Source organism: Anaerococcus jeddahensis (assembly GCF_001182725.1).
Lineage (GTDB): Bacteria > Bacillota > Clostridia > Tissierellales > Peptoniphilaceae > Anaerococcus > Anaerococcus jeddahensis.
This window is the reverse complement of record NZ_CWHU01000002.1, coordinates 39255-66128: the sequence shown is the minus strand read 5'-3', so window position 1 is coordinate 66128 and position 26874 is coordinate 39255. Positions and strand designations below refer to the sequence as shown.

Sequence of the window (26874 nt, the reverse complement as noted above, 5' to 3'; positions counted from 1 at the left end):
AAACATAGTTTATCGTTTATTGGCTAGCTTTCAAAACCATAGTAAATACAGATCCACTTGGTATATTATCCGTTACACTTATTTCGCCACCATGGGCCTTAACTATAATCCTACAAAGATATAAGCCTAGACCTATACTCCTCTTGCTATCGATGATTTTGTTATTAGCCGAATAGAATTTTTGGAATATTTTTTTCTTATCGGTATCCTCAATTCCTTTTCCATTATCTGCCACTTGGATTATGACTTTGTTTGCATCTTGGTAGGCTCTTATATTGATACTTGACCCTTCAAAAGTATATTTTATAGCATTATCTACAAGGTTTATGATGACTTGTATTATTAACCTCACATCCATATCAGCCATTAGGTAGTCATCATCTATATCAACAGTTATATTGTGATTTTTTTTATCTCTGCTTACATGCTTTAGGGCCTCTTCTATGACTTCTTCAACCATTTGTGGCTCTATTTTTAGTTTGCTTTTACCTTCTTCAACTCTAGTTACTGAAAGTAAATTTTCTATAAGATTCAGTAGCCACTGTGAATCATCATAAATATCTCTATATAGTCCTAATTTCATTGTTTCTGTTAAGTTTTCCGAATTATTAAGTAGTATATCAGAATTTCCATAAATAGTTGTTAGGGGCGTTCTTAAGTCATGGGAGATTGATCTTAAAAGATTTGTTTTCAATTGCTCATCTTTTATTCTCAAATTAGCTTCGTTTTTATCCTTTAAAATTTTTTCTTTCTCTAAAGCCAAAGACATATCTCCAAGGATTGCTAGTAAAATTTTATTTTCTACGGAATCTAGCCTATCTTTACCCAAATGTATACCTATAACCCCATACACACTTGTATTAAATCTGATTGCATAATATAAGTACTTGGCATCTGGCAAATATTCTGTGCCAGCACCTGCACTTTTGTTTTTGGCAAATACCCACTTTACTATTTCTAATTCTTTGAGAAATTCTTTATCAGCATCCCTAAAATCATCCTTGAAAATTAGTGGATCCTGAATTTCCCCATCTACTATATCGTAATAAACTATATTTCTATTTAGTAGGTTTGATAATTGATTACAGCCTGTTTCTATGATTTCGTGTTTGGATATTTTAGTCTGTAAAAGTTGATTTGTTTCTAACAAAAGCTTTGTTATATATGTCATATTTGATGAGTTCTTTGCATTTTTTCTTATCTGGCTTGCTAGCTTACTTGTCAAAAATGATACTATTAATAATACTAAAAAAGTAATAATATATTCAGGATTAGATACTGATAAACTTAAAGTTGGCTTAGTAAAACAATAATTAAAGGCTAATACGCATATTACAGATGAAATAAAACTCACTAATTCATCATAAGTTACAAGGGCAATAAAAAATACACCTAGTATATAGATCATTATTATATTTGCATCACTGTAGCCAAAAGCATAAAATATATAACCTATTAGAGTGCTGATTGCTAGTATTATAAAAGCAATTAACAAATCTTTTGATATATTTTTGTTTTCTTTAAATCCATAAGTTTTGACCTTATCATTTATTGGAACAGCGTAAATATCTATTCTGTCAGATTTTTTTACCACTTGATCATATATGCTGGTATTTAAAGATAATAGCTTAAAATCATTTCGTTTTTTTCCTATTACAATTTTTTTTACTTTATATAGTTTTGCAAAGTTTACTATTTGGCTTGCTATATCGTCATCATATATAATCTCAACCATGGCCCCTATGTTTTCCGCTAGACTTAAATTGTCTTGTAGGTAGTCATTGTCCTTTTTTTCCTGAAACTTATCTCTATCAGATACATATAGAGCAATTAGTTTAGCTTTTTCATTTTGAGCTATCTCATTGGCTTCTTTTATTACCTGACTATTAGATTGGGATTCAGATATACATACTAATATCAAATCTCTATCAATTAAATCCATTTATTTCATCTTCCCCTGATTTATTGATTCTAATCATCTTGTAGCCAACTCCAACATGAGTTTGGATATACTTATCGTCAGTTAATTTTTCTATCTTTTTTCTAAGAGAGGTCATATACACTCTCAAAGAAGAGAGATCAGATGCTAGGTAATTGACCCAAATGTTTTTTAGGATGTACTGATGTGTGAGAACCTTGCCAACATTTTCTGCTAATAAACATAATAAACTATATTCTATTGGCATTAAATGTATTTCTTCACCTTTAATAAATACGCTTCTCGAAGGATAATCTATTCTTATATCTCCATTTTCAAATGAAATTTTGTCTTCAACACTATTATTTTCAGCATAGTTTATTCTTCTTAAGGTTGACCTAACTCTTGCAAGAAGTTCATCAACATTAAATGGCTTGGTCAAAAAATCATCTGCCCCTGCGTCCAAGGCTTCTATTTTATCTTCATCATTGGTCCTAGCGCTAATTACTATAATTGGAGTAGTCGAAAAATCTCTGAATTTTTTTATTATTTCTATTCCATCAATGTCAGGCAATCCCAAGTCAATAAAAACTATGTCATATTTATTTGAAGTCATTAGCTGTAGAGCATTTTTACCATCAATCGCTAGGTCATATTCATAATCATTTATCTGCAATGTTGTTGATATCAAGTTTCTCACAGCTCTGTCATCTTCTACAATTAATATTTTTATATTTTCATTCATATATACTTACCTTCTTTATAGCAAAATATTGGTCAAATCATTGTAAGCCTCAAGTTATGATTACCTGAGGCCTTATATTACAATATTATTTTTTCATTTCACTTACTAAGTCTATGTTTAGTTTCAATACATTTACAGTTTGTTCGCCAAAGATTCCCAAAGCTTTTTCACTAGTATTTTGTTTTATCAGTTGTTCTAAGTTTTCTTTGGAGAGATTTGTATTTTTTGCTACTCTATCAACTTGTAATTGAGCTGCTTTGACAGAAATGTGTGGATCGAGACCTGAGCCTGATTGGCTTATGATGTCTTCAGGGATATCTTCTTTTGATACCGTAGGATTTTCTTTAATAAACTTATCTATATCTTCGTTAATTCTTTTCTTTAGGTTAGGGTTGCTTACTGCTAAGTTTTTACTACCAGAAGCTAATCCATCATACTTGTCTCCATCTTCATAGACATTGTAGTTAACAGCTGATGGTCTCGAATGAAATAATTTTGGATCAGTAAAATCTTGACCTATTAATTCAGATCCAACTACTTCATTATCTACTTTTATTAAACTACCATTTGCTTGTTTTGGGAAGATTAATTGAGCTATTCCCGTCATAAAAAGTGGATAAATTATACCACATACTATAAATGCAAATATTGTTAAATAAAATGCACTTTTATATTTTTTTATAAATTTCATTTAGTCTCCTTCATATTCCTAATACACCAAGTAAAGGAAATACTAATATATCTATTAGTTTTATACCAATAAAAGGACAAATTACACCACCAAGTCCGTAAATCAACATATTCTTTCCTAACATTTTTGAAGCTGACATCGGTTCATATTTAACACCCTTCATTGCCAAAGGAATTAGACAAGGAATAATAATTGCATTAAATATTAGTGCTGAAATAATAGCACTTGATGGACTATTCAATCCCATAATGTTCAATACTTTCATTTGAGGTATAGCAAGAGTAAATATAGCTGGAATTATAGCAAAATATTTGGCAATATCATTAGCAATAGAAAATGTTGTCAAAGAACCTCTTGTTATAAGTAGCTGTTTACCAATCTCTATAACTTCCAATATTTTGGTTGGATCTGAATCCAAATCAACCATGTTTGCTGCTTCTTTTGCTGAACTTGTACCAGAATTCATTGCAATACCAACATCAGCTTGAGCCAAGGCTGGAGCATCGTTGGTTCCATCTCCTGTCATGGCTACAATTTTACCCAGGGCTTGTTCTTTCTTTATGGCTTCTATCTTATCCTCAGGTTTACATTCTGCTATATAGCCATCAACACCAGCTTCTGCTGCAATTGTAGCTGCAGTAAGAGGGTTATCTCCAGTACACATTATGGTCTTTATCCCTATTTTTCTAAGTCTTTCAAACCTTTGTCTAAGTCCTGGCTTAACCGTATCTTTCAAATAGATAATTCCATAAATTACATTATCTACACATACGACTAGTGGAGTACCCCCTAATTTTGAAATACTTTCTACTTTTGCTTGTAGGTCGCTTGGTACATCTCCACCTCTTTCAGTAATAAACTTTATTATAGCTTCCCCAGATCCCTTGCGTATCATGACACCGTTTTTTAAATCAATCCCACTCATCTTGTTTGCTGCAGTAAATTCTACAAAATACGCATCTTCGTAATCTGCTGGATTAACTTTAGAACCCAATTTTTTTGCAAGTTCGACTGTAGATTTACCTTCAGGGGTGTCATCTTTTAGTGATGATATCATGGCATATTCTATTAAATCTGATTTGTCGATTCCATCGACATTTATAAAATCACTAGCTAACCTATTTCCAAAGGTTATTGTTCCTGTTTTGTCTAGAATCATTGTATCAACATCACCACAAGCTTCTACAGCCTTACCTGACATTGCTATGACATTGAATCTAGTAACCCTATCCATACCAGCTATACCGATTGCGCTAAGTAATGCACCAATTGTAGTAGGGATTAGGCACACCATTAAAGCTATCAATGTAGAAACTGAAATTTTTACATTAGAATAGTTAGCTATTGGATGTAGGGTTATGATAACTATCAAAAATATAATAGTTAAGGAAACCAACAAGGTATTTAGAGCAATCTCATTTGGTGTTTTTTGTCTAGAGGCTCCTTCTACAAGAGATATCATCTTATCCAAAAATGATTCACCAGGATCTGAGCTTATACGAACTTTAATCCAGTCTGATACAACAAGTGTACCTCCCGTCACTGAAGAAAAATCTCCTCCACTTTCTTTAGTTACTGGTGCGGATTCACCAGTGATTGCAGATTCATCAATACTTGCTATACCTTCAATTATTTCACCGTCATTAGGGATTATTTCGCCTACTTTTACTAAAACTACGTCTCCTTTTTTTAGGTCATTACTAGAGATTTCAATTTCTTTTCCATCATCTAAAATTTTTCTAGCCTTAGTATCCTTTTTTGTTTTTTTCAATGTCTCTGCTTGTGCCTTTCCCCTACCTTCAGCTACGGATTCGGCGAAATTTGCAAATAGTAAAGTTATAAACAAAATAATGGAAACAAGCATATTGTATTTACTTGCATTGTCGCTTCCATCATTTATCAAATTTGGGAAAAAAGCAAGTAATAGACAAATTATAAATCCAATTTCTACTACAAACATTACAGGGTTTTTTATCATATACTTAGGATTTAATTTTAAGAATGCCCCTTTAATAGAAGCCTTCATTATATCTTTACTTACAAATTTTGTTTTCTTATTAACCATATTTCCTCCTATAGTACCAACCATTCTGCTATTGGTCCTAAAGCTAGTACTGGCAAAAATGTTAGTGCTGCAAATATATAAACAATTATTACTAAAATAATTGAAAAAGTTAAGTTATTAGTTTTTAATGTTCCAGCAGTTTCATTGATATCTATTTTTTTAGAAAGATTTCCTGCTATTGCTAGCTGGATAATAATAGCTAAATATCTTCCAAAAAACATTACTAATCCACAAGTTATATTCCAAAAGATTGTATTGTCAGCCAAACCTTCAAAACCAGAGCCATTATTCGCTGCTGATGAAGAATATTCGTATAGTATTTGACTTAGTCCGTGGAATCCTGGATTAGTAATACCCTCAAGTCCAGGATTTATACTAACTGCTAGTGCAGAAAAACCTAGAATCAAAAGTGGGTGAATGATAATTGATAAAGCTGCAAGTTTCATCTCATTACCTTCAATTTTTTTACCTAGATATTCCGGTGTCTTACCAATCATAAGACCGCATATAAATACTGCTAAGATAGCATAGATTAACATATTCATAAGTCCTACACCTGCTCCACCAAATACAACATTTAACATCATGTGAAGCAAAGGAACTAGGCCACCCAAAGGTGTAAGTGTATCATGCATATTGTTAATAGTTCCAGTAGTAAATGACGTTGTAACTGTTGTAAATAATGAAGATTGGGCAATGCCAAAACGCATCTCTTTTCCTTCCATATTTCCCATATTGTGAGATATTCCAGAAAGACTTGCCCCGTTTACACCATTAAGCTCATTATGATAGCAAATACCCAAGCCTATTACAAATAATATGGACATGGCAATAAATATTGACTGGCCTTCTTTGCCCAGCCAAACTTTCTTAGCCATAGCTTTATCTGTGTGCTCTGGTATTTGTTTATTTTCACTTGCTGATTTTTTAATAAACTTATCATGTGCCATCTTTCCAAAAATGAAAACACATGATCCTGGCAATAACATCATAGAAATTAATTCTATAATATTTGAAATAATATTAGGGTTTTCAAAAGGAGTTGATGAGTTGGCTCCGAAAAATCCTCCACCATTAGTACCCAAATGTTTAATTGCTTCCAAAGCAGCTACAGGACCAGCACCAAGTTCTTGGTTTTTGCCCTCAATAGTTTTAATTAAAATATTAGAATTAAAGTTTTGGATAACTCCTTGAGACACCAATAATAATCCAACAATAATAGATGCTGGTAATAAAAATCTTGTTATGATTTTTATAAAATCTACAAAGAAGTTTCCCATCTTCTCTCCAAGTATTCCTCTTATCATTGCTACGCAAGCTGCATATCCACTAGCTGCTGAAGTGAACATCATCATAATAATCACAAACATTTGAGAAAAATATGACAAGCCTGATTCACCAGCATAGTGTTGCAAGTTAGTATTAGTCATAAAAGAAATAATTGTATTAAAAGCTAAAGTTTCCTCCATAGAGCCTATTTTATTTGGATTAAATATCCCTATAGATTGAATTCTAAGAACTAGATATGAAAGTAGAACCAAACACGCATTTAAAAGAATCAATGACAATGCATATTCTTTCCAGTCCATATCACTTTTTTCAATCTTTAAAATTTTAAAAATTCCTGAATCCACTTTATCAAATAAAGGATCAGCGAATGTTTTTTTATTGTTAGTCATTTTATATAAGTAATTTCCACATGGAAATATAATGACTAAGAATATTAGTAATGTTAATAATATTTGTAACATAATCTCTCCTACTTACACAATTTTCTTACGAAAATATATATTTTTTATTTGTGCCATATATTGCTAAATTTTCCAAATTTTTACTAGCAGGTTCATAGCAAGGGTCTAATTCCCAAGCAGCCCTGAAGTGTTTCATAGCCAATTCATGGTTTCCTCTTATTTCCATCAAAATACCTAACAAATTGTGAGGAACTGGACTATGTGGATATTCTTTCATTTTATCTTTTACCAATTCTAAACATTCGTCAAGGTTTCCCAAATCAATTTTTGATTTTATTAAGGAACAAAAATCATTCAAACAATTATTAGAATCACATTTAGTTAAATTCATAATTTCCTTCATACTTATCTCCCAAAACTATATTTAAAATTTCTCAGGGTTAATCAGTGCATAAAACAAATAGCATAAAACCCCTAAAATAACAATTAATAATAGTAACATATAAACCTCCAAAATAATTAATTACTTGTAATTTTTTTATCTATCCAATTGACAAATAATTTTAATATTAAAAATGAAATGATAATTATAGCTATCATAATAAGGTCTAACATTAATCACTCCTCCTATTCTCTAACTATATGTGTAATATACCAACTTTTACCTTAAAATAGTTTTAAAATATACACCATAGACATTAAAATTGTATTAAAATTCACTGATTTTGCCTTTTTTTTTAATATATATAGTAAAATAAAATCAGAAATAAATAAAGAAGGATAATTTTATGGAAAAAAAAGGTGAATTGACAATCTTCTTCGGATACTGTGCAGGTGTCGGCAAGACATACAATATGCTAGAAGTTGCCCACGAAAAGTACCTAGAAGGCATAGATGTGGTTGTTGGTTATGTAGAACTTCATGATAGAAAAGATACTCTAGCATTAATGAATGGTCTAGATATAATAGACAATAAAAAAATAAACTATAAAGATCATATTTTTAATGAACTGGATATAGATAAGGCCCTAGATAGAAAGCCTGACATCATATTAGTAGATGAGCTTGCCCATACCAATGCACCAGGCAGTAGACATAAAAAAAGATACCAAGATGTAGAGGAATTACTTAGAGCAGGCATTGATGTATACACAACATTAAATGTCCAACACCTAGAGAGCCTTCATGATATAGTAGAATCAATTACTAATATAAAAGTCAATGAACGTATACCTGATTATGTTTTTGATAATGCTGACCATATAAAAATAATAGATATTGAAGTAGAACAATTAATTGAAAGATTAAAGGAAGGAAAAATATATAATTATTCCCAGTCTAAAAAAGCCCTAGATAATTTTTTTACTATAGATAATCTTATCTCGCTTAGGGAAATAGCTTTAAGAAGATATGCTGATAAAATAAATTTATATACTGACGAAAAAAATAAACCATTTTTAAAAGAACATATACTAGTGTGTCTTGGCCCATCACCTACTAACCAAAAAGTAATCAGAACTGCTTATAGGATGGCTAACTCTTTCCATGCAGAGTTTAGTGCCCTATATGTAGAAACATCTGAAAGCAAAAATTTTTCTAATACAGAAAAAAATAACTTACAAAAAAATATAGACTTGGCTAAACATCTAAAAGCTAATATCGTTTCTTCTTATGGTGATGATATATCATTTCAAATTAGCCAATATGCAAAACTTAGTGGAGTATCAAAGCTTGTCTTGGGAAGATCCTCACAGAAAATATCATTTTTGAATAAAACAACTATAATTGATGAGATTACTAAGGATGCTCCAAATCTTGATATATTCATAATCCCTGATGCTAACAGTGAGTATAAGAAAAAAAATAAAAGGCTAGATGAATTTGTGCATTTTGATAGAGAAGATCTGATAGTAACTTTGCTCATACTGTTAGCTACAACTGTACTATCTTATGCCTTATTTATTTTTGATTTTAATACAACTAACATAGTTTTGCTTTATACTCTATCATCCTGCATAGTTGGATACACAACGAAACACCCTATATACAATATGCTTGCTCTCTTGCTAAATATATTTATTATAGATTTTATATTTATACCACCCTATTATTCTTTGAGGATTTACTCAAAAGAGTATCTGATGATATTTATAATAATGATCATAGTTTCTTTTTTCATTAGCCTAATGCAAAATAGACTAAAAAAGGAAAATATACTAACAACTCAGCAGTCACACAGCTTAGAGGTTCTGCTTAAAACAAGCCAGAGATTGCAGCTAAGCAAAAACTATGATGAAGTAATGTATGAAACCTGCTATCAACTACATAAGCTCCTAAACAAGGTAATAATATTTTATCCTGTTTTCAAAAGCTCGCTTTTGTCGCCAATAATTTATAACCCAAAAAACGTCGCAAATATGAAAGAAATATATTTGCAAGACTCCGAGAAAACTGTAGCAAAATGGGTATTTTTAAATAATGATAGTGCTGGTGCAGGCACAAATACTCTAACTAATGCTAATGGCTTATATTTTGCCATTAGAAAAAATAGTGCAGTCTATGGCGTTGTCGGCATAGATATGTCAGATAAAAGTATCGGTAGTCAATTGTCAGTAAATGATAAATCTCTGCTTATAGCCATGCTAAACGAGATCGCTCTGGCACTTGATTCATTGGAAAATAAGTCTTGCTATATAAACCTTAATAAAAATTAATATTATAACTTCATAATTTTTCTATTGAATACTTTGCTATATTATTGGTGTATTTTTATGTCCGAACTAATGAACAAATAATAAAGTATTAAGATCATTTCATAATCAATATATAAATGGGCAAATCAAAACTACCGGCTCAGCTGGTAGTTTTGATTATAATATAAAAAGGAGTATGCAATGGTTATTTTAAAGAAGATTTCATTTTCAAATGAGGAAGTTGTTTATGAGTATTACCTGGAAGGGAAAACTGAATTTCTGGGTGTAATCGTCGCAGATTTAAAAGAAAGAAAAGTTTTCCTTAAAGAAAGCTCGGAAAAGGATTTCTATAGAGAAATAATTGGATCAGAATTTAATGATACGAGGTATAGTATTAATAAGATGCGAGTTGAAAATGGCGAAGAGCCATATACTGAAGAATTGTACATTTGTAATCCTGATAAAGATTATGGTGGTTATGTATATGCAGAAAAAGCTCTATCTAAACTTGAAGAATTTCTTGAAACTAATAATTACAAAGATTAATGTATAGTTGCTTGGTATTAGCAAAAATTATGTTAATAAATTTTTATAGATTTTTAAAATTTTAATTCAAAAGTATGTAAAGAAAAATCTATAGATATGAGTGGAGATTCAGCCATTCAAATATTTTATCACAAGTATATTTGTGATAAAATACTAGACAAGAATACTTTATCTTAATAAAGAGAAAGCAATGGAGGAAATTATGATTGAAAAAATTATTGACGACAATGAAAATATATTGTGGCAAGGAAAGCCCAATGCTTTTCTTTATATTGTAGGCAAGCCAAGCATTTATTTAATTGCATTAATTTGGGGGATTTTTGACTTCTTTTTTATTTCTATTTTTTTTAGAGAATTTAGCTTGATGCATGGATTTTTTATAATTTTCTTTATAATTCATCTTTTTCCTGTTTGGTTTGCAATTTTAATGCCCATTTACAGGATTTTAAATTATGGAACAATAGAATATGCAATTACAGATAAGAGAGTTTACATCAGCCAGGGAATTTTTGGAAGAGATGTAAATAATTATGAGCACAGAGAGCTTACAAATTTGAAAGTAGATGTAAATTTTATGGAAAATCTCAAGGGACTTGGCACAATTATCCTAATGTATAATGGCGAAGGTGGTAATTCATCTTACAGCTTTAAGACTGACGCAGATAAATTTATTTCCATAAAAGATCCCTACGATGTCTACAAACTTCTTAAAAAAGTATCTCTCGATGTTGCAACAGATCAAGCCTATCCTAACGCCTATAGACCAAAAGAGAATGAAGGCTACAACACAAAACATAAAAGATAAATAAAAGGCAACAAAAATGTCACTGAGAAAATTTTCATGTCAGAATTTTTACCGGTTACTTTTGATTAATGAGGGAAATTTCTGCAATATTTTATTTTAATAGAGCCTTCTTTGCCTTATTTTTTAATAAATAAGAATAAATAATAAGTTATAAGAAAGAGTTGACAGGTGATGCATATCCTATGTTACCTTCTAAATATTCTTTTACTATTTTTAGTTTGAATTCTAAATTGTATTTTGACATTAAAAGACCGCAGCTTTTAACTACGGTCTAATTTTTTGTCCTCATGTAAACCACTTGGAACTATTATTCAATTTATTCTTTTTTACTTCCAGTACCATTTGAGTACCAGTAGCCATTTTTTATTCTCTTCGTTTGATAAAGTCTGTATCATACTTGAAAATTACTACGTAATTTTCAATCCCATTAGCGAATCAGAAAAGCCAACGCTCCTTTTCGTCGCGTCGGCTTTTCTTCCCTGCAGAAGGGCAGCCATCCATCTATCTTCGCACTTCGTGCTCGATATATGGGGCTGACGTAAAAACATCGCTTGCGATGTTTTTACTCCCATTCTTCTTTTCCAAACGTCCGATATATCTCAAATCATTCGAAATACTAGATTTTATTTTTTCTAGTATCACTAAATCCACCTAATTATAGGACGTTTTCAAATTTTTAGTCCAGTCCCAGTACCGGAGAAAAATTATATATTCTAAATAGTTTCAATGTTAATGCTATCAATACTATCAAGTTTTACTTTGATGCTAGGAATTAAAATTTCTTTTGCTTTTCTTACATTAGATGCGGAATAATTTATACTATATAGATATTTTGAATAATCCTCATATATAGATAAAATTTCGTCTTTATTATCATAAGTTAATATCCAATAATAATCAGATAGATTATTAATTTTTTCTTGTAAATTTAAATGATCTTCATGCTTAAAAAAGTTAGTATATAAATTTTTACCTTGTTCATAATATGGTGGATCAAAAAATGTAAAAATTTCATTTGGATTATGCCTTAATATAATTTTATCAATAAAATCATTTGCTTCCATATTGTATAGCTGGATTTTATTTTTATAGTCACTTATTCTTACAATTTTTCTTATCAAGTCACTTTTATTAGATCGACAATCCAACTTATACTTACCATTTTGATTTTTGCCACCTATTGGACCACCAGTAATTATTCCTGATCTATTAGTTCGATTTAAAAAATATGTTGCAAATGCTAAATCATAAGAGTAAATTTTCTCTTCAAGTGATTTATTATATATATTTTTTTGAATTTCCCATTCTTGAATATTTATTTTAGCATTAATGATATCGTTTATAAATCTTTCAGTATCATTTAATATTGCATACCATATTGAATAAATGGCTATATCATAATCATTTATTATTACAGACTTCACTTTCTTTTTTAAATAATAATTCTAATCCAGCACCAAATCCTCCTGCAAATGGTTCAACGTAAACAATATCATCAAGCTTATTAAATTCTAATAATTGCATTACAAATCTTGATAATTGAGTTTTACCTCCAGGATATCGTAACGGCGAATATGTTCTTGGCATAATTTCACCTCCTTAATAAATAATGTTGTTTTGCTAAAGCTGATTAAATAATCTGTTGAAAGCAGTGTTAAATTTTTTGTAAAAAGCTTCTAGTAAATTCCTTGTCTGCCTCACTTACTCTATAATCTTCATCATCTATATCTGATAAATTTACATAAAGTTGGTTTTTATTTAAAAGCTCCATCACAAGATTCTTTTGCTCATCAAGACTAATCTTGTCAAAATCTTCTTCATTTTCTTTTAAATCACTTGGTAGGACAGAAGGAATTAATTTTCCATTGTCAATGGCCTTATTCAAAACAATTTTAACTTGCTCAGCATTTTCCGCTTTCTCTAGTTCATTGACTAGACTTTCATTATCTTCTAAAAGTTCACAATAAACAAAAGATCCACCACCTTGCCAGTTGACTGATTTAGATATACATACCAACTCACCATCAATTGCTCTTTTTAGCCTCTCAACAGCTATCTCATCAATATAGTCCATCTGCTCTATCCCAATGAATTTCCTATTCATTTTAATAGCTGATGATGCTGCAGTACCGCTACCTAAATGGTAATCTAATACATAATCACCTTCATTTGTAGAAGCTTCTATAATCCTTTTTATTAAAGCTTCTGATTTTTGTCCATCAAATCCTAATGTTTCACCACCCCTATTTGATGTTTGAAAGCCAATAATATCAGTCCATACATCAGACATAGGTTTTCCTTTTGATGATTTCAAATAAACTCTACGTTCTTTCCCATTATCAAAATATTGCTTAAACCTTTCACCTTTCTCGTCAACTTTATCATATCTTTTAATAGTCTTTTCATCTAATGGATGATACAATTTGTTGAATAGAAATTTTTCATTTTTTGAATAGAACAATATGTTATCATGGCCTCTTATCCAATTATTTGCTTGGGCTTTAAATCCAGACGAAGTTCATTTGACCATATAATCTCTCTGAAAATTGTTTGGGCCAAAAATCTCATCCATTAAAACTTTTGCGTAATGAACTTGATTGTGATCTAATTGTACATATATTGTCCCAGTTTCAGTTAATAAATTCTTAGCAATAGTTAATCTATTTTTCATGAAAGTTAGCCATGAAGATTGATTAAAACTATCATTGTATTTAAAGCCATCATTACCAGTGTTATAAGGAGGGTCTAGTTTCATTACGTGTTGGATACAATGAAACTTTGCCTTTATAACTCTGAAACTATTGCTTTGAACTCTGAAACTATTTATAGGAATCCTGAAACCTTAGCTTGGAACTCTGAAACCTTTTTAGACATCAAAAAAGACGGTATTACTACCGCCTTAATTATTTACACATAACGTATTTAGATTTCTATTTCATAGAAACTTGATCATTGCTAAGCTCTACAAACTGGGATTTGTTGTAATTATCTACCATTTTCTTTAATTCCATATGTAATACACAAGCAAATACTATCTCAATAATACATGCCGCAACAGCAACCGTTGTGCCGTTTAATGCGCATCCTAAAATCAAGGAAATCATCGGAATGGAAATTGCAGCAACTGTATATCCCTTTGATTGATACAACCATGAATAGGGAAATAAATGTGCTCCAAACACCATAGCGTATACCATAATCATCTTTTCCGGAACCGCACTAAACACCCACATAACGATTAATAAATAAATCATTTGATTTAGGGTGAAAATGAAGCCTAATTGTCCAAGTGGATTTTGTTTTGAAAAGATATCCACCTTTATAAGTTTACCAATGAGCCAAGCCAGCGGTAATAATGGGCATGAACAGCAAAATACCAATAAATTTTTCATATTCATATTGATATCTAAAATTGACACAAGTACTATCAGAAGCCATATAATCACCGATGCCATGATAAATGGTAATCCTTTTTTCTGCTGAATTGCAATTTCTTTTCTTAATTTATCCACCATTTTCTCCTCCAGAAATTCGAATTTGTCTACAGGGGGTGCGGACATTTTTTAGACAGCCACACACCCTTCTCTCCATAGATACTCAACTAATACTATTATACTCAACATGTAACTCTTTTAACAGCAAAAAAGCACGTCAGCGACTGGCTGATATGCTTTTATTTTACCTTATCACATTTCCTGTAAGCTTAACACTTTAGTTCTGTTTTGTTCCCATCAAGGAAGGTAAGATCAACCTTTCCATCGTTATGCACGGTTAGATAGTCAACCATGCCTTTGAAATGCAAATAGTCTAAAAGCAATTTACAAAGACTATAATCCATCTCGTCTTGCAATATTTTCTTTACTTCTAGCATTGACTCATCCTCCTTGTAGTCTATACATCACTCATCCTCCGGAATAAGTCAAGCACTTATAGAACCCTCTAAAAGCAAAAAGGCACCTCTAAAAAAGAAAAAATCCAGCGTCAATTCACGCCGGACTTTCATTCACGTTCTTCTGATTCACAAGCCTACAATAAGCCCTTATTTAAAGTGTTATTCTAAGCAGCAGCAACCAAACTTTGTATCATTTCCTGTAAAGTTATTTCAATGTAAATAAGCTGCACTTGACTTTCATATCTTTCTAACAAAGACGATAAGGCAAGCAAATTATTTCCTTTTATAATTAAGTTATCATCTTCTTTAAATTCTATATTTTCTTCTATTCCTTCATTGGTGTATCTCTTAGCATTACCTAAAACTTTTGGAGCTAGAAGTTTATTTACCTGGTCTGGAGCTAAGGTTTCATTATAAAAAATTTCATCTCTTTTTTGGTCTTCTTTGGTTTGTCCTCCTTCAAGGACACAGTCTTTGTAAGGCCATACCAAGGAAACATCTTGTTTTTGACTAATTAAATTATTGTTAGCATCAACAAGTCCTATCTTATTTTTATACATAGTAAAAGAATCTGGAAGAAATTCTTTTGATTCTAGGACCCAAACAAATTTATTTTTATCAAAAACATATATGTCATCAACTTTAGTAAAAAAAGCTTTTTTTAATAAATCATTATTTAGCAAGGACTTTAATAATTTCTCATCATTAGCTCTTGCTGCATCTGATACTTTTGTCTTGATAATTTGATCAGCTTCTCCAACAAAGCGTTCATCAGAAATCAACACTTTTTTTAACTCATCTAAAAATTTCATAACTACCTCACATAATCCATAATATCTTCAACTTTACACTCAAGAACACAACAAATCTTTGCTATAGTTTCCAAATCAATTCTTTTAACCTTGTTATTACAATAAGAATTAAGTTGCGTTCTTTGAAGATTTGCTTCCTTTTCTAATTTGTTTTTGCTTATATTTTTTTCTTCTAAAACTTGGTCTATTTTAAAAATAATTTTCCCAAAGTTTTGCATAAATTTCTCTCCCTTGTAATTATAAAAATCGGCATTTCAATTAATTATATTATATCATATTTTTAAAACTTCTTACAGGTCTAAGATATTTTAGGCGAATAATTCTATTTAGTTCTGTTTAATAATAGGGAATGTATATCCCATATTTCTTTTGCCAATTTTTCTATTTTTTCTCTCATATAATCTATATCTTTCTTGTATATAACACCAGTTGTATTAGTTGCTTTTGCAATCTGATTTATATTGTTTGTTATATTTGAAAGTAGCCATTGGAGATCTCTAAATGGTTCTAGGTCTACAATATAAATTTCTTTTTCTAATACACATTTTCTTAAAAAATGGGACATTGTTTTACAATATGCAAGTTTCATTTTCTTTTCAAAGATTTCTTTTTCTTCATCTGTTAAATATATTTTTAGTTTATTATTTCTTGTTCTATTATCCATATATTTCTCCTTTGCTTTTATTTTTTTGGGGTCTTAGGGTTCTCCCTAACAAGGTAAAAATCATAAAATTAGATAGCCTTAAAAGCTATTGATTTTTTGATTTTTTCGTAAATGGGTACTCACTTACTGTGCTTGCTATTATTAACAATTCTAAAATTTATTTTCTAAGAATTTTTCAAATGAATTATATTAAGTGTAACTGTAACTTACAAAATAAAAACTTCCAAAATTAGGCGAGCTTGTTTTAAGAGTCTGTGACAACCCCTTATTATCAAGCCATTAATTTATGTAATCCTAATTTAAGAAGATTTATAACGATGGGTTACAGGTTACAAAGTTACATTTGTATCTTTACTTGATTTGCTGTATCTATTTCTAATTGATTTTCTTTTTGCCATTCATCTGGCAAAAACTTCTTATCAACTTCTATAAAGTCAGTTTCATTTTCTTCTTTCTTTTCATAATATAGTTTTACTGGAATTGAGACTCCACTTGGTGATATTCTCTTAGTCTTTGATGACCTAACTGGGATCCATTCTTGAAAATAATTATCCATAATCTCTGAAAAAGATTTTGATTTTATTTGGTAGCCTTGCATGTTTAATTCTTTGAAACAAGTTATATTAGAATCTGCACTTTTCGGCTTATATTCTTCTAAGAAATATCTAATGTCTTCCACATCTGGGTTTAGATATTTGAATTTTTCTTGTTCCTTATATAAGTCTTTTAAAAAATTTTTTGGTATAGTCCATGCGTGAGTCTTGTTTTTAAATATTTCATATCCCAAGGCTAAAGCCTGATTAAAATCTTCTCTTATGCATGACATATATTCTTTATCCGAAAATTTTTCCTTGTTATTTTTATCTGGATATATAGTCCTTACTCTTTGATTCGGGTTACATTCAACAGGTAAATATCTTCTTTCTCCAGTATGATCATTAAGAAAAGTTCTTTCATTTAATGTCCCTATGAAGATACAAGTTCTAGGCACGTCTGTTGCATATTTTTCGTAGGGTATTCTTATTCTATCGCTTAGTTTTGATAAAAAAGATTTAGCTTCATTAGCCGATTTTGCATTTCTTAAAGCAACGAATTCTTCGATTTCAACGACAGTTTTACCCATAAGGTTCATGACAGCATCCTTACCTTGAATGTTTTCTATAGTACAAAACCAATCATCTATTATGGACAAGTATCTTGCAAAAGTTGATTTGCCTATACCTTGCCCACCAACTAAAACAATCATTTCATCAAACTTAGATCCTGGATTAAAAATTCTTTTTATCATGCCCAATATCATATGTTCCATTATCCAATTGTTAAGCTCTGTATCATCTGCTCCCAAATACTTTGGTAAAAGTTTTCTAATGGCATTTTTATCTCCATTCCATTTTAAATTTTGAAGATATTGCTTTGGCGGACTCACTTCATATTGATGAGCTACAAAACGAATTGCTTCCCACATTTTGTTTGCGTTATAATTAATTCCAAAATGTTTTTCTATCTCTAAGCCTAGTCTATTATTTAAAGAATCATCCCAAAGTCGTATTTGATTTTCCTTTATATTTCTTTCTCCAATAATTTTCCCCTGGAATTTTATTTCATTGGTAAATTTATCAAAGAATATTTGTCCATCAATGATTTTTTGATTTTGACAATATTTTGGATTTAAAATAGCTGTTACAATATTACCAGTAATTTGTCTAACCGTCCCCTTATCTGTAGTTTGTAAGTCTAAAAAGGCGTAAGTCTGATCTATTTCTGGGAATTTTAATTTAATATCTGTCATAAGGCTCACTCCTCTTCTTTTTACAATCATCTAACCTCTTTATTGTTTTATATTTGTTTTTCATTTTATCCTCCTGTCTTGTATAAATAAGACTCCTGTGGTAAAATGAACTTGTCTAGAGAACACTTCTCACAGGAGTGTATGCCTTTACTCTTTGTAGTAGGGGCTTTTTTCTTTTTTGATTTCATCATATATTTCTAAAATATAGATTAAAATATCAGCTTCATTGTCATTGAGATTGCCGAACTTCTTAATAACTTTTGCTAGTTGAAATATTTCCTTGGCTATATTATCAGAAAGTCTATAATCACTTAATAACTTAACTTCGTGATTTAACAGCATTTGTAGAAAATAATCTTGCTTTTTAAGTCCACTGATTTCTATCTTTTTGTTTATTAGATCATATTCTTCTTCAGATACTCTAAAGTTTAAAATGCGATTTCTTTTTCTGTTTTTCTCCTTATTTCTCGTTTTTTTAGAAATTTCATCTAATGAATGTCTTCTAAACATCTTTATCATCCTCTTCTAATAAATCTTTCCAGTCATTTGCCCTATTATTTCTTACTTGTGTTAAATACAGAGCCATTTCTTTTTGCTTACTAGGGAAGAGATGAGCATATCTATAGGTAATATCAATCGATTCATGTCCAACCCTATCAGCTATTGCAGTTGCAGAAAATCCAAGTTCAATCAAGAGTGAAACGTGAGAGTGCCTTAAATCATGAATTCTAATTCTTTTTACTTGAGATTTCTTAGATCCCCTATCCATTTCATGGTGGAGGTAGCTCTTAGAGAAATCAAATATTAAGTCTTTTGGTTTTAACTTATAAAAACTTTCAATATACTCTTTAATCTCATCCGTTAAAAATTCAGGCATAACTATTGTCCTGATACTTTTTTTAGTCTTAGGAGCAGTTATTACATTTTTCCCATCAATCCTCTGTAAAGATTCATCAATTTTTAATGTATGCCTTTCAAAATCAAATTTCTCTTGTGTTAAAGCTAATAATTCTCCCATTCTAAGACCACACCAATACAAAAGTTCAAAAGCATAGAATGATTCAGGTTTATCTTTAATAGCTTCTATAAATCTTTCATATTCATCTCGAGTCCAAAATAGCATTTCATCAGCTTCTTTTTCTCCCATAGATCCAACATCACGAGCAACATTAGTTTTTAAATTGTAGTACCTACAGGCATGATTTAAGATACTAGATAACTGGGCATGAATAGTTCTCAAATAAGTAGGAGAGTAGTTTTTCCCATTCTTATCCTTAATCTTCATAAGCTCATTTTGCCATTGAATGATGGTTACGTTATTAATCTCATTAAGCATTAGATCACCTATATAGGGAAGTATTTTTTGATTTACAATTGCTTCTTTTGTCCTCCAAGTATTTTCTCTTATTCTTGGTTTTCTATCCCTCTTGTAAAGTTCAAAAAACTCCCTAAAGCTCATCTCAATTGATTCAGAATGTTGATTTAAAAAATCTTGTTCCCATTTTAATGCTTCTTTTTTTGTTGAAAATCCACGTTTTTTCTTAGTTAATTTTTCTCCTTTCCAGTTGGTATAATAAAACCTGCAATACCAAGTTTTATTTCCACTTTCATCTCTGTATGCTGGCACTCTAAACCTCCTTTGTATTTGTTGGTTTATAGCAATACTTTTCCATAAAGTATTCTCTATTTACCTTTCCTCTTTGTACACGATAGCCTAATTTAAGTAGGTCTTGATTCATATCGTTTATTATCTGATATGCTGTTGTCCTACTTACATCAAGAAATTCTTGTACATCTTTTGCATTCATAAAAATACCTTTCATAATGTCCTCCTTTTATAGTTTGTAAGGTTCTACATCCTCAAAAAAGGTGAGCATTAATTTATATGTCTTACAATTTCCGTTCAATATCGAACGGTATGTATATATAATAACAGTTCATATTTGTTCCGTCAAGTTTTTTCTATTTATTTTTTTCTAAAATATTCAGATACTTGCAAATATTTGTAACAGAACAGTTTTGTTGAGCTTTTGTTCGTTTTGTGATAAAATATTTATAGTTATTGTGAAATAAGGAGGAGTTAGTTTGATTTCTGGAGAAAAATTAAAAAAGTTAAGACTTATACGAAACTTAACTCAAAAAGAACTTGCCATTAAGTCTGGTTTGACAGATGCTGCTATAAGAAATTACGAGCTTGGTAATAGATCCCCAAGTAAAGAACAATTACAAAAAATATCTGAAGCACTTGATTGTGATATATCAGCATTAATTAATCATGAGCCTAATTCTATTTTTGAAATAATGCATATAATTTTTGATTATGAAAAAGACATGAAGTTTAGACCGTTCGCAGATGATGGAGAAATTACTGGACTTTTATCAAATGATGTAGACTTCAATAATTTTCTTATAGAATGGAATGAGATGAGAAAAAAGCATTACAATGATGAGATAACAGACGAAGAATTTGAAGATTGGAAGTTATCTTACCCTAAGAAATCAAGATTTTTAAAACTTTAGATTATTATTATTGTTAAAATATATTGAGGTATGAATTTTGAATATATACATTGACGAATCCGGTTCAATAAATAATACATTTACGGAAAACCGAGATTTTATAATAACACTAGTAGTCCCTACTGACAAAAAACAATTAGAGCGCACTTATAAACGTTTCGTTTCTAGTAACCATGACGATTTAAAAAAATTAGATAAAAATAATAAAATGTTTTTAAATGATAAATTTAACGAATTAAAAGGATCACAGTTTAATAAACCAATGAAACAAAAATTTGTGCAATTTTTTGCTAAGAAAAAACATTTTGAAATTTATTACATTCGAATTATAAACTGTAAATTATCAGACGATTTTTGCAAAAATACCGCAAGAGTATTTAACTATGTTACGCGTTTGGCACTCCAATATTTCATAAAGAATGATTTTCTTAAGCAAGATGATTTTTATCTCCAACTTGATGAAAGAAATGAGAAAACTGAAACCAAACACTTTTTAGAAAATTATCTCAACACAGAATTAGCTTTAGGTGGTACCACAAGAGGTAAATTTACTGTTAATTATTTCGACTCCTCTAACAATAAATTCATACAAGTGGCTGATGTTTTTTCTAACCTATTCTATTCACACTTACTTACAGGTACTTATAATGATGAAATTCAATTATTAAAAGATAACGATATATTAAAATTTATTTTTGTATTTCCTCCTGAGTATTGACAATAGATAGAATTAGTGATATCATAATAGTACCAACAGTAAGTCTTATATATGTGCCGTTATCTAGGTAAGCGTCATGTGTTGGCGTCACTAATAAGCAATTGGTAAATAAGCATTTAAAAACCAGCCGATAAGGCTGGTTTTTCTTTATTTATTATTATTGTAATTCTAAAAAATTAGACCGTAGCTTGAAACTACGGTCTAATTTTTTATCCAAATTTATACCACTTGAAACTATTATTTACATACCATAGGTTGTTAGTTTTCTGCACCTTATACTTCATTGTAGCTATTACTATTAGCTAATATTGAATTAGTTCTATATCTAATCATATATAATGCTAACATGGTGACTTTAAAAGCAAATTTGAGCCTGTAACCTTCAAAATAATCTCTTCCATGAATACATTCATTTCTGATGTTTAGAGAATTGCTATTGTACATAAAGTGATATACGAATAATAAATCTGGAGCACTCTCGAAACCGTCCAACTCCTCATATATATTTTCTATTAATTCTCTTAAGATAGAACTTGGATCTTTAAATTTCATAAATTCATTTGCATTCTCTTTAAATGGAACAATTCCAAATAACTTTCCAAATTGTCTAATCTCAATTTCTAATAAAGGAAATAGTTGAGTTAAGTGACCTAGAGAAATTTGTTCATTAAATGGAATTAATCTGACTCCAATAATTTTTTCTAACAATTCATATAACTCTTTTTCTTTATTAAATAAATTAATTACGAAATATACGTTATTTATATATGTATTATGCACAGCAGAAACATAAATATCTGCATCTAAAACATTCATAAATTTATATCCATATTTTTCTATAATTTTCTCAACCTGTTTTCTTAAGATATTGTCTGTTTCATGTCTATCAAAATTTATACCAGTGTCTTTAATTGGAAATATATTATTTATTTCAATTCTACTAACCATATACATTAATGAATTATTAGAAGTTCTTTCAAGAGCTGATATTAAATCATCAACTTTAGCTAGAACAGTACTATTAGCTACTATAATGGGATTCTCCAAAATACTTTTATTGTATTTTTCAACTTTTTCTGTAGAAATTTGAATACTATTTGTAAATTCATGAAGATTCTTTGTTTGTTCTTGGTATCTATTTTTTTGCCAATCCTCTTGAAGATTAATCATATCTTGTTTTACAATTCTTTTGTCAACAATTTGATTAGTTTGGTTAACATATATAAGAAATAACATAGCTTGGTAGAATAAATTCGCAACCAAAATATCATTTACATTTTTAGTTAGATCCAAGAACTTATCCTTAGTTTCATTATAATAAGATTGATTAATATGTCTTGCTATATCGGTGTTTTCTAAGTATTGTGTTAGATTCGGAATGTCGTTGATATCTGAAATAGTCCTATATTGATTTTCTATATAATCTTTTTTACTTTGAATTTGGTCTCTATTTAGAGGAAAAGAAGAATGAAGTCTCATTAATAGATTTATGGAAGTTATGGAGTGTAGTTTTTTATAAAATCCTTTTATAACTTCTGTTTTTTCTGTCCTATCCATGACTCCTTCATCAAATAACATTGTCAAAATTTCATAGGTTGATGAAGTTAATATTTCATAGTCCTCGCCTTTACTAATCAGCTCTAAAAACAAGTTACAATGAGACTCTATAATCTCTATATTTGGATCTTTTCGATTTAATAAAAAATCAACAGATTCTATTACAAAATCTGAAATATTGTTATTAAAATAGCTTTTTAATTGCTTTAATAAATCTGGAGTCCATTCTTTATAGTTTGGAGCTATACTATCTCCATTTGAATACATAGGAATTATTTCTCCATTTCTTATCGAAACCTGAAGCATATCTAATAAAGTATCTTCCTGCCAAGTTAAGCCTGTTTTTCTATCAAATGATTGAAAATCAAAACAGTTTGCTGAGAGTAATCTATCACCATATTTCTCAAAAAAATTTTCTGAAATTCCATAAACTACTCTATTTAAGTTATCCTCTATGTTACGTTTTATTATTTCAAAGTCTCTTAATTTTATTTTTTCCAAATATAAAATTATTTCTTCTTTATCATAATCAAATACTTGCATATTAAGTGTTTGATGAAAGTTTCTCTGATTCATAAATCTGTTATCAACAATATACTTTGAATCATTTCCTAAATTTTGTAATTTAGTTAACCAAACTGATAAAAATAGGATTTTAGAAAACTCGCTACTTATCTTTTTCTCACAGCTTTCTCTTTCTATTGCTCCTAAATAATATTTTGATATTTCATAAATCTCTTGTAACAATATGGTTTTAAATCGAAAGTTAGAATCACATATCTCTAAAATGTTAGCAAATTTGCTTAAGATACTAACTAGAGAATTACTTCTGTTTTTATATTCTATGTACGAACTTATGTCTGACAAGTCATAATTATTTTCAATATATTCAATAAACCATTGCCAGCTCTGACTTTGTTCCAATATCCCCTCAACAAATTTAACATGAATTTCATGATCTAAATAGTTTTTGTATTTTACTTCTGACAATTCTCTACCCCCCCTTACTATTAAGTAATCCTTATATCTATTATTTTAATATAGATCATTATCATTACTTTTAGATAATTAATATTTGAATATAGAAATAGCCCCAGTACAAAGACCAGGGCTATCGCTTTTTTCTAAACCACTTGGAACTATTATTCAATTTATTCTTTTTTACAAATGTTCCCATTTTAATCCCGGTTACAGTTTTTTATATTCTGTAACCATTGAATTTACAAGGTTTTTGATCACTCTTGAAAATCAATCCGTGATTTTCAACCCCATTTGCGAATCAGAAAAGCCAACGCTCCTTTTCGTCGCGTTGGCTTTTCTTCCCTGCAGAAGGGTTTCCATCCATTTATACTGCGATGCTTCGCACCTTGATAAATGGTGGAAAACGTAAAAACATCGCTTGCGATGTTTTTACTCCCATTCAATAGTTCCTGGTGGTTTTGAGGTTATGTCGTAGACTATTCTTCCTACGCCTTTTACTTCGTTTATCATCCTGTTTGATAGGGTTTGTTGGAGTTCGTATGGCATATCGAAGGCTTCTACTGTCATTGCGTCTTTGCTTGATACTGCTCTTACTACTACTACATAGTCGTAGGATCTTTCGTCGCCTTTTACTCCTACTGTCCTTAGTGGGGTAAATACTGTGAAATATTGCCAGATATCTCTGTTTAATCCTGCATTTTTCACTTCTTCTCTTAGGATTGCGTCGGTCTCTCTTACAATTTCTAATTTTTCTTCTGTTATATCTCCTATAACTCTTATTGCAAGTCCTGGTCCTGGGAATGGTTGTCTCCATACCATTTCTTCTGGAACGCCAATACTTTCTCCAAGTGCTCTAACCTCGTCTTTGAAAAGTTCTCTTAGTGGTTCTACGACTCCTTCAAAAAGCATATCTTCTGGAAGGCCGCCTACATTGTGGTGGGATTTTATTACTGAACCTTTTCCTTTTCCACTTTCTATTACGTCTGGGTAAATTGTTCCTTGTACTAAATATTTTGCATCGCCAAATTTTTTGGCTTCTCTTTCGAATACTTCTATGAAGTGGTTTCCTATTATTTTTCTTTTTTCTTCTGGTTCTTCTACGCCTTTTAAAAGTTCAAGAAAATCTTTTGAAGCATCTACCATTTTTACGTTTAGACCAATTTGTTTGTATTGTTCCATTACTGATTTTGCTTCGTCTTTTCTTAAAAGACCGTGGTCTACAAATATACATTGAAGATTATCTCCAATTGCTTTGTGAACGAGGGTTGCTGCTATTGTTGAATCTACTCCTCCTGATAGGCCACAAATCATTTTTTCTCCAGCGTATTTTTCTTTTATATTTTCTATTGTTTCTTGGGCCAAATCTTTCATTATCCAGGTTTTTTTTGCCTTACAAATATTTAAAACGAAATTTTCTAATATTTGAAATCCATATTCGGAATGGGCAACTTCTGGGTGAAATTGTACGGCGTAAATATTTTTTTCTTCGTTTTCAAATCCTGCTATTGGACAATTTAATGACCAGGCAGTTTTTTTGAAACCTTCGCCAATTTTTGTAACTTGGTCTCTGTGGTTCATCCAAATTATTGATTCTTGGGCTACATTTTTATATAATTTTGATCTTTGGTCAACAAATAAAGGAGTTTTTCCGTATTCTCCTTTTTCTGCCTCGCTTATTTCTCCATCAAAATGATAAGCTAGAGCTTGCATTCCATAGCAAATTCCAAGAACTGGCACGTTTAAATCTAAAATTTCAGGATTCAATTTTAGGCTGTCGTCACTGTGAATTGATTGTGGACCACCTGTCAAAATTATTCCGTCTAAATTTTCAAGATCTAGAGTTTTTAAATCAACATCACAATCGTGAAGTGTTGCATAAACTCCCATCTCCCTTATCCTTCTTACAATAAGCTGGTTATATTGGCCACCAAAGTCCAATACCATAATTTCGGATTTTTTTTCCATCTATCCCTCCTATATTTCTCCAAATATTGCAAAATATTTCATATAATCAAGATTATCCATCTTGTAGTAGCTATACTTCATATCTTCATCATACTTTTTAAAGTGTAAATTTTCTATAAGAGATTTAAAAGCTCCATTATTTTTTTCTGCTTTTAAATATATTTCTTTTTTCTCACCAAAAGTAAAGAAATAATCTATAACTGCTTCAAGAGCTTCTCTTCCATATCCCCTGTTTCTTAGTGATTTATTTATAATTATAAAAAGACCGACTCCGTCGATTTTATCAAATGCTTTAACAACTCCTATTGAATCGTTCATTCCTTTTTTTACAATATGCCAAAAATTATAATCTACTTTTTCTTTATAATTTTTCGCAGTTTTTTCAATTAATTCTTCTTTTGTTTCTGCATTTGTAAAATAGAAAAATTTTGGATCTTTTATAAATTCTAAATTTTTTTCTAAATCTTCATTTTCAAATTTTCTAATAATAAGTCGTCTTGAAATTATAAGTTTGGTATTTTCCATAAGCCTACCTCACATAAAAAATAAGCTGCAAAGGCAGCACAGACTGTTGACAAACTAAAAATTTGCCCATTTCGACCGAGTACAACGAGCGGAGAAATCTCATGAGATCTCTCCATGCGTTCGTTTCACTCACACAAAAACACGATTGCTTTGCAAACTTATTCGTGATCTCTCACTTAGTTTTAGGGATTATTGTGCCAAATCAAGGCACAATAATCTAGTCAATATGGGTTATAGCGTAATTTTATTTTTGAATTATTAATGAATTTTTAAACTGACTTTGTCTACACTCTGAGC

At 30.2% G+C, this 26874-nt stretch carries 26 protein-coding genes and 1 pseudogene; 5 read left to right on the top strand and 22 right to left on the bottom strand.

Annotation, left to right across the window (positions count from 1 at the left end):
- Positions 1-16: 16 nt before the first annotated feature.
- From BN2087_RS00320 to kdpF, 7 genes are all read right to left on the bottom strand, one after another.
- Positions 17-1942, bottom strand: coding sequence for an ATP-binding protein (locus tag BN2087_RS00320; protein ID WP_049689910.1), 1926 nt, complete (start codon positions 1940-1942; stop codon positions 17-19).
- Positions 1929-2663 (bottom strand): response regulator transcription factor, encoded by a 735-nt coding sequence (locus BN2087_RS00315; protein ID WP_049689909.1) that lies wholly within the window; start codon positions 2661-2663, stop codon positions 1929-1931. The genes BN2087_RS00320 and BN2087_RS00315 overlap by 14 nt, the downstream gene beginning before the upstream one ends.
- A gap of 85 nt (positions 2664-2748) precedes the next feature.
- A complete protein-coding gene (gene kdpC / locus BN2087_RS00310) occupies positions 2749-3354 on the bottom strand; it encodes a potassium-transporting ATPase subunit KdpC (RefSeq protein ID WP_049689908.1) in 606 nt (201 codons plus the stop codon).
- A 10-nt stretch (positions 3355-3364) separates the two neighbouring features.
- On the bottom strand, positions 3365-5419 hold the full coding sequence (gene kdpB, locus BN2087_RS00305; protein ID WP_049689907.1) for a potassium-transporting ATPase subunit KdpB: 2055 nt from the start codon (positions 5417-5419) through the stop codon (positions 3365-3367).
- An 8-nt stretch (positions 5420-5427) separates the two neighbouring features.
- A complete protein-coding gene (locus BN2087_RS00300) occupies positions 5428-7170 on the bottom strand; it encodes a potassium-transporting ATPase subunit KdpA (RefSeq protein WP_049689906.1) in 1743 nt (580 codons plus the stop codon).
- 25 nt (positions 7171-7195) lie between these two features.
- On the bottom strand, positions 7196-7513 hold the full coding sequence (locus BN2087_RS00295) for a hypothetical protein (RefSeq protein ID WP_049689905.1): 318 nt from the start codon (positions 7511-7513) through the stop codon (positions 7196-7198).
- Between the two features lie 21 nt (positions 7514-7534).
- A complete protein-coding gene (gene kdpF, locus BN2087_RS09565) occupies positions 7535-7612 on the bottom strand; it encodes a K(+)-transporting ATPase subunit F (RefSeq protein ID WP_099321785.1) in 78 nt (25 codons plus the stop codon).
- A 286-nt stretch (positions 7613-7898) separates the two neighbouring features.
- On the opposite strand from kdpF, the gene BN2087_RS00290 reads away from it, so the two are divergent.
- The 3 genes from BN2087_RS00290 to BN2087_RS00280 all read left to right on the top strand — a co-directional run bounded on the left by BN2087_RS00290 (position 7899) and on the right by BN2087_RS00280 (position 11154).
- Positions 7899-9824 carry a sensor histidine kinase gene (locus BN2087_RS00290; RefSeq protein WP_049689904.1) on the top strand — a complete coding sequence of 642 codons (1926 nt, stop codon included), beginning with the start codon at positions 7899-7901 and terminating at the stop codon, positions 9822-9824.
- A 180-nt stretch (positions 9825-10004) separates the two neighbouring features.
- A complete protein-coding gene (locus tag BN2087_RS00285; RefSeq protein ID WP_049689903.1) occupies positions 10005-10349 on the top strand; it encodes a hypothetical protein in 345 nt (114 codons plus the stop codon).
- A 202-nt stretch (positions 10350-10551) separates the two neighbouring features.
- Complete coding sequence (locus BN2087_RS00280; RefSeq protein WP_049689902.1) at positions 10552-11154, top strand: PH domain-containing protein; 603 nt, start codon at positions 10552-10554, stop codon at positions 11152-11154.
- 713 nt (positions 11155-11867) lie between these two features.
- Here BN2087_RS00280 and BN2087_RS00275 read toward each other — a convergent pair.
- The 12 genes and pseudogenes from BN2087_RS00275 to BN2087_RS00225 form a co-directional block, all read right to left on the bottom strand.
- On the bottom strand, positions 11868-12578 hold the full coding sequence (locus BN2087_RS00275) for a DNA adenine methylase (RefSeq protein ID WP_209320234.1): 711 nt from the start codon (positions 12576-12578) through the stop codon (positions 11868-11870).
- Positions 12556-12741, bottom strand: coding sequence for a DNA adenine methylase (locus tag BN2087_RS09290; RefSeq protein WP_209320233.1), 186 nt, complete (start codon positions 12739-12741; stop codon positions 12556-12558). The genes BN2087_RS00275 and BN2087_RS09290 overlap by 23 nt, the downstream gene beginning before the upstream one ends.
- Positions 12742-12808: 67 nt before the next feature.
- Positions 12809-13909 (bottom strand): annotated as a pseudogene (locus BN2087_RS09040) (site-specific DNA-methyltransferase).
- A 175-nt stretch (positions 13910-14084) separates the two neighbouring features.
- Entirely contained in the window at positions 14085-14669 is a 585-nt protein-coding gene (locus tag BN2087_RS00260; protein WP_049689900.1) for a DUF7010 family protein, read from the bottom strand.
- 188 nt (positions 14670-14857) lie between these two features.
- Positions 14858-15025: a hypothetical protein gene (locus BN2087_RS09245; protein ID WP_167335896.1), complete on the bottom strand. Its 168-nt coding sequence runs from the start codon at positions 15023-15025 to the stop codon at positions 14858-14860.
- A 185-nt stretch (positions 15026-15210) separates the two neighbouring features.
- Positions 15211-15858, bottom strand: a complete 648-nt coding sequence (locus tag BN2087_RS00255; RefSeq protein ID WP_049689899.1) for a site-specific DNA-methyltransferase — start codon at positions 15856-15858, stop codon at positions 15211-15213.
- A 2-nt stretch (positions 15859-15860) separates the two neighbouring features.
- Entirely contained in the window at positions 15861-16076 is a 216-nt protein-coding gene (locus BN2087_RS00250) for a helix-turn-helix domain-containing protein (protein WP_049689898.1), read from the bottom strand.
- A 104-nt stretch (positions 16077-16180) separates the two neighbouring features.
- Positions 16181-16522: a plasmid mobilization protein gene (locus tag BN2087_RS00245; RefSeq protein WP_049689897.1), complete on the bottom strand. Its 342-nt coding sequence runs from the start codon at positions 16520-16522 to the stop codon at positions 16181-16183.
- Between the two features lie 337 nt (positions 16523-16859).
- A complete protein-coding gene (locus tag BN2087_RS00240; RefSeq protein WP_049689896.1) occupies positions 16860-18341 on the bottom strand; it encodes a VapE domain-containing protein in 1482 nt (493 codons plus the stop codon).
- A gap of 117 nt (positions 18342-18458) precedes the next feature.
- Positions 18459-18821, bottom strand: coding sequence for a plasmid mobilization protein (locus tag BN2087_RS00235; RefSeq protein ID WP_049689895.1), 363 nt, complete (start codon positions 18819-18821; stop codon positions 18459-18461).
- Positions 18814-19938, bottom strand: coding sequence for a site-specific integrase (locus BN2087_RS00230; RefSeq protein WP_049689894.1), 1125 nt, complete (start codon positions 19936-19938; stop codon positions 18814-18816). The genes BN2087_RS00235 and BN2087_RS00230 overlap by 8 nt, the downstream gene beginning before the upstream one ends.
- A 1-nt stretch (position 19939) precedes the next feature.
- The gene (locus BN2087_RS00225) at positions 19940-20134 is read right to left on the bottom strand and encodes a hypothetical protein (protein WP_004835545.1); all 195 of its coding nucleotides are present in this window, start codon (positions 20132-20134) and stop codon (positions 19940-19942) included.
- 262 nt (positions 20135-20396) lie between these two features.
- Here BN2087_RS00225 and BN2087_RS00220 point away from each other — a divergent pair, with 262 nt between their 5' ends.
- Together BN2087_RS00220 and BN2087_RS00215 are read left to right on the top strand one after the other, a co-directional pair.
- Positions 20397-20831 (top strand): helix-turn-helix domain-containing protein, encoded by a 435-nt coding sequence (locus BN2087_RS00220; protein ID WP_049689893.1) that lies wholly within the window; start codon positions 20397-20399, stop codon positions 20829-20831.
- A 37-nt stretch (positions 20832-20868) separates the two neighbouring features.
- Positions 20869-21549 carry a DUF3800 domain-containing protein gene (locus tag BN2087_RS00215; RefSeq protein WP_049689892.1) on the top strand — a complete coding sequence of 227 codons (681 nt, stop codon included), beginning with the start codon at positions 20869-20871 and terminating at the stop codon, positions 21547-21549.
- 273 nt (positions 21550-21822) lie between these two features.
- Here the strand turns inward: BN2087_RS00215 and BN2087_RS00210 are convergent, their stop codons facing one another.
- The 3 genes from BN2087_RS00210 to BN2087_RS00200 all read right to left on the bottom strand — a co-directional run bounded on the left by BN2087_RS00210 (position 21823) and on the right by BN2087_RS00200 (position 26577).
- Positions 21823-24096 carry a hypothetical protein gene (locus tag BN2087_RS00210; protein ID WP_049689891.1) on the bottom strand — a complete coding sequence of 758 codons (2274 nt, stop codon included), beginning with the start codon at positions 24094-24096 and terminating at the stop codon, positions 21823-21825.
- Between the two features lie 420 nt (positions 24097-24516).
- Positions 24517-26052 carry a glutamine-hydrolyzing GMP synthase gene (gene guaA, locus BN2087_RS00205; RefSeq protein WP_049689890.1) on the bottom strand — a complete coding sequence of 512 codons (1536 nt, stop codon included), beginning with the start codon at positions 26050-26052 and terminating at the stop codon, positions 24517-24519.
- A 9-nt stretch (positions 26053-26061) separates the two neighbouring features.
- Positions 26062-26577 (bottom strand): GNAT family N-acetyltransferase, encoded by a 516-nt coding sequence (locus BN2087_RS00200; protein WP_049689889.1) that lies wholly within the window; start codon positions 26575-26577, stop codon positions 26062-26064.
- Positions 26578-26874 lie beyond the last annotated feature (297 nt).

Excerpts from the sequence above, each read along its gene's own strand:
- BN2087_RS00320 (WP_049689910.1), bottom strand. The coding sequence starts at position 1,942 with ATGGATTTAATTGATAGAGATTTGATATTAGTATGTATATCTGAATCC.
- BN2087_RS00315 (WP_049689909.1), bottom strand. The coding sequence starts at position 2,663 with ATGAATGAAAATATAAAAATATTAATTGTAGAAGATGACAGAGCTGTG.
- kdpC (WP_049689908.1), bottom strand. The coding sequence starts at position 3,354 with ATGAAATTTATAAAAAAATATAAAAGTGCATTTTATTTAACAATATTT.
- kdpB (WP_049689907.1), bottom strand. The coding sequence starts at position 5,419 with ATGGTTAATAAGAAAACAAAATTTGTAAGTAAAGATATAATGAAGGCT.
- BN2087_RS00300 (WP_049689906.1), bottom strand. The coding sequence starts at position 7,170 with ATGTTACAAATATTATTAACATTACTAATATTCTTAGTCATTATATTT.
- BN2087_RS00295 (WP_049689905.1), bottom strand. The coding sequence starts at position 7,513 with ATGAAGGAAATTATGAATTTAACTAAATGTGATTCTAATAATTGTTTG.
- kdpF (WP_099321785.1), bottom strand. The coding sequence starts at position 7,612 with ATGTTACTATTATTAATTGTTATTTTAGGGGTTTTATGCTATTTGTTT.
- BN2087_RS00290 (WP_049689904.1), top strand. The coding sequence starts at position 7,899 with ATGGAAAAAAAAGGTGAATTGACAATCTTCTTCGGATACTGTGCAGGT.
- BN2087_RS00285 (WP_049689903.1), top strand. The coding sequence starts at position 10,005 with ATGGTTATTTTAAAGAAGATTTCATTTTCAAATGAGGAAGTTGTTTAT.
- BN2087_RS00280 (WP_049689902.1), top strand. The coding sequence starts at position 10,552 with ATGATTGAAAAAATTATTGACGACAATGAAAATATATTGTGGCAAGGA.
- BN2087_RS09290 (WP_209320233.1), bottom strand. The coding sequence starts at position 12,741 with ATGCCAAGAACATATTCGCCGTTACGATATCCTGGAGGTAAAACTCAA.
- BN2087_RS00260 (WP_049689900.1), bottom strand. The coding sequence starts at position 14,669 with ATGGTGGATAAATTAAGAAAAGAAATTGCAATTCAGCAGAAAAAAGGA.
- BN2087_RS09245 (WP_167335896.1), bottom strand. The coding sequence starts at position 15,025 with ATGCTAGAAGTAAAGAAAATATTGCAAGACGAGATGGATTATAGTCTT.
- BN2087_RS00255 (WP_049689899.1), bottom strand. The coding sequence starts at position 15,858 with ATGAAATTTTTAGATGAGTTAAAAAAAGTGTTGATTTCTGATGAACGC.
- BN2087_RS00250 (WP_049689898.1), bottom strand. The coding sequence starts at position 16,076 with ATGCAAAACTTTGGGAAAATTATTTTTAAAATAGACCAAGTTTTAGAA.
- BN2087_RS00245 (WP_049689897.1), bottom strand. The coding sequence starts at position 16,522 with ATGGATAATAGAACAAGAAATAATAAACTAAAAATATATTTAACAGAT.
- BN2087_RS00240 (WP_049689896.1), bottom strand. The coding sequence starts at position 18,341 with ATGATTGTAAAAAGAAGAGGAGTGAGCCTTATGACAGATATTAAATTA.
- BN2087_RS00235 (WP_049689895.1), bottom strand. The coding sequence starts at position 18,821 with ATGTTTAGAAGACATTCATTAGATGAAATTTCTAAAAAAACGAGAAAT.
- BN2087_RS00225 (WP_004835545.1), bottom strand. The coding sequence starts at position 20,134 with ATGAAAGGTATTTTTATGAATGCAAAAGATGTACAAGAATTTCTTGAT.
- guaA (WP_049689890.1), bottom strand. The coding sequence starts at position 26,052 with ATGGAAAAAAAATCCGAAATTATGGTATTGGACTTTGGTGGCCAATAT.
- BN2087_RS00200 (WP_049689889.1), bottom strand. The coding sequence starts at position 26,577 with ATGGAAAATACCAAACTTATAATTTCAAGACGACTTATTATTAGAAAA.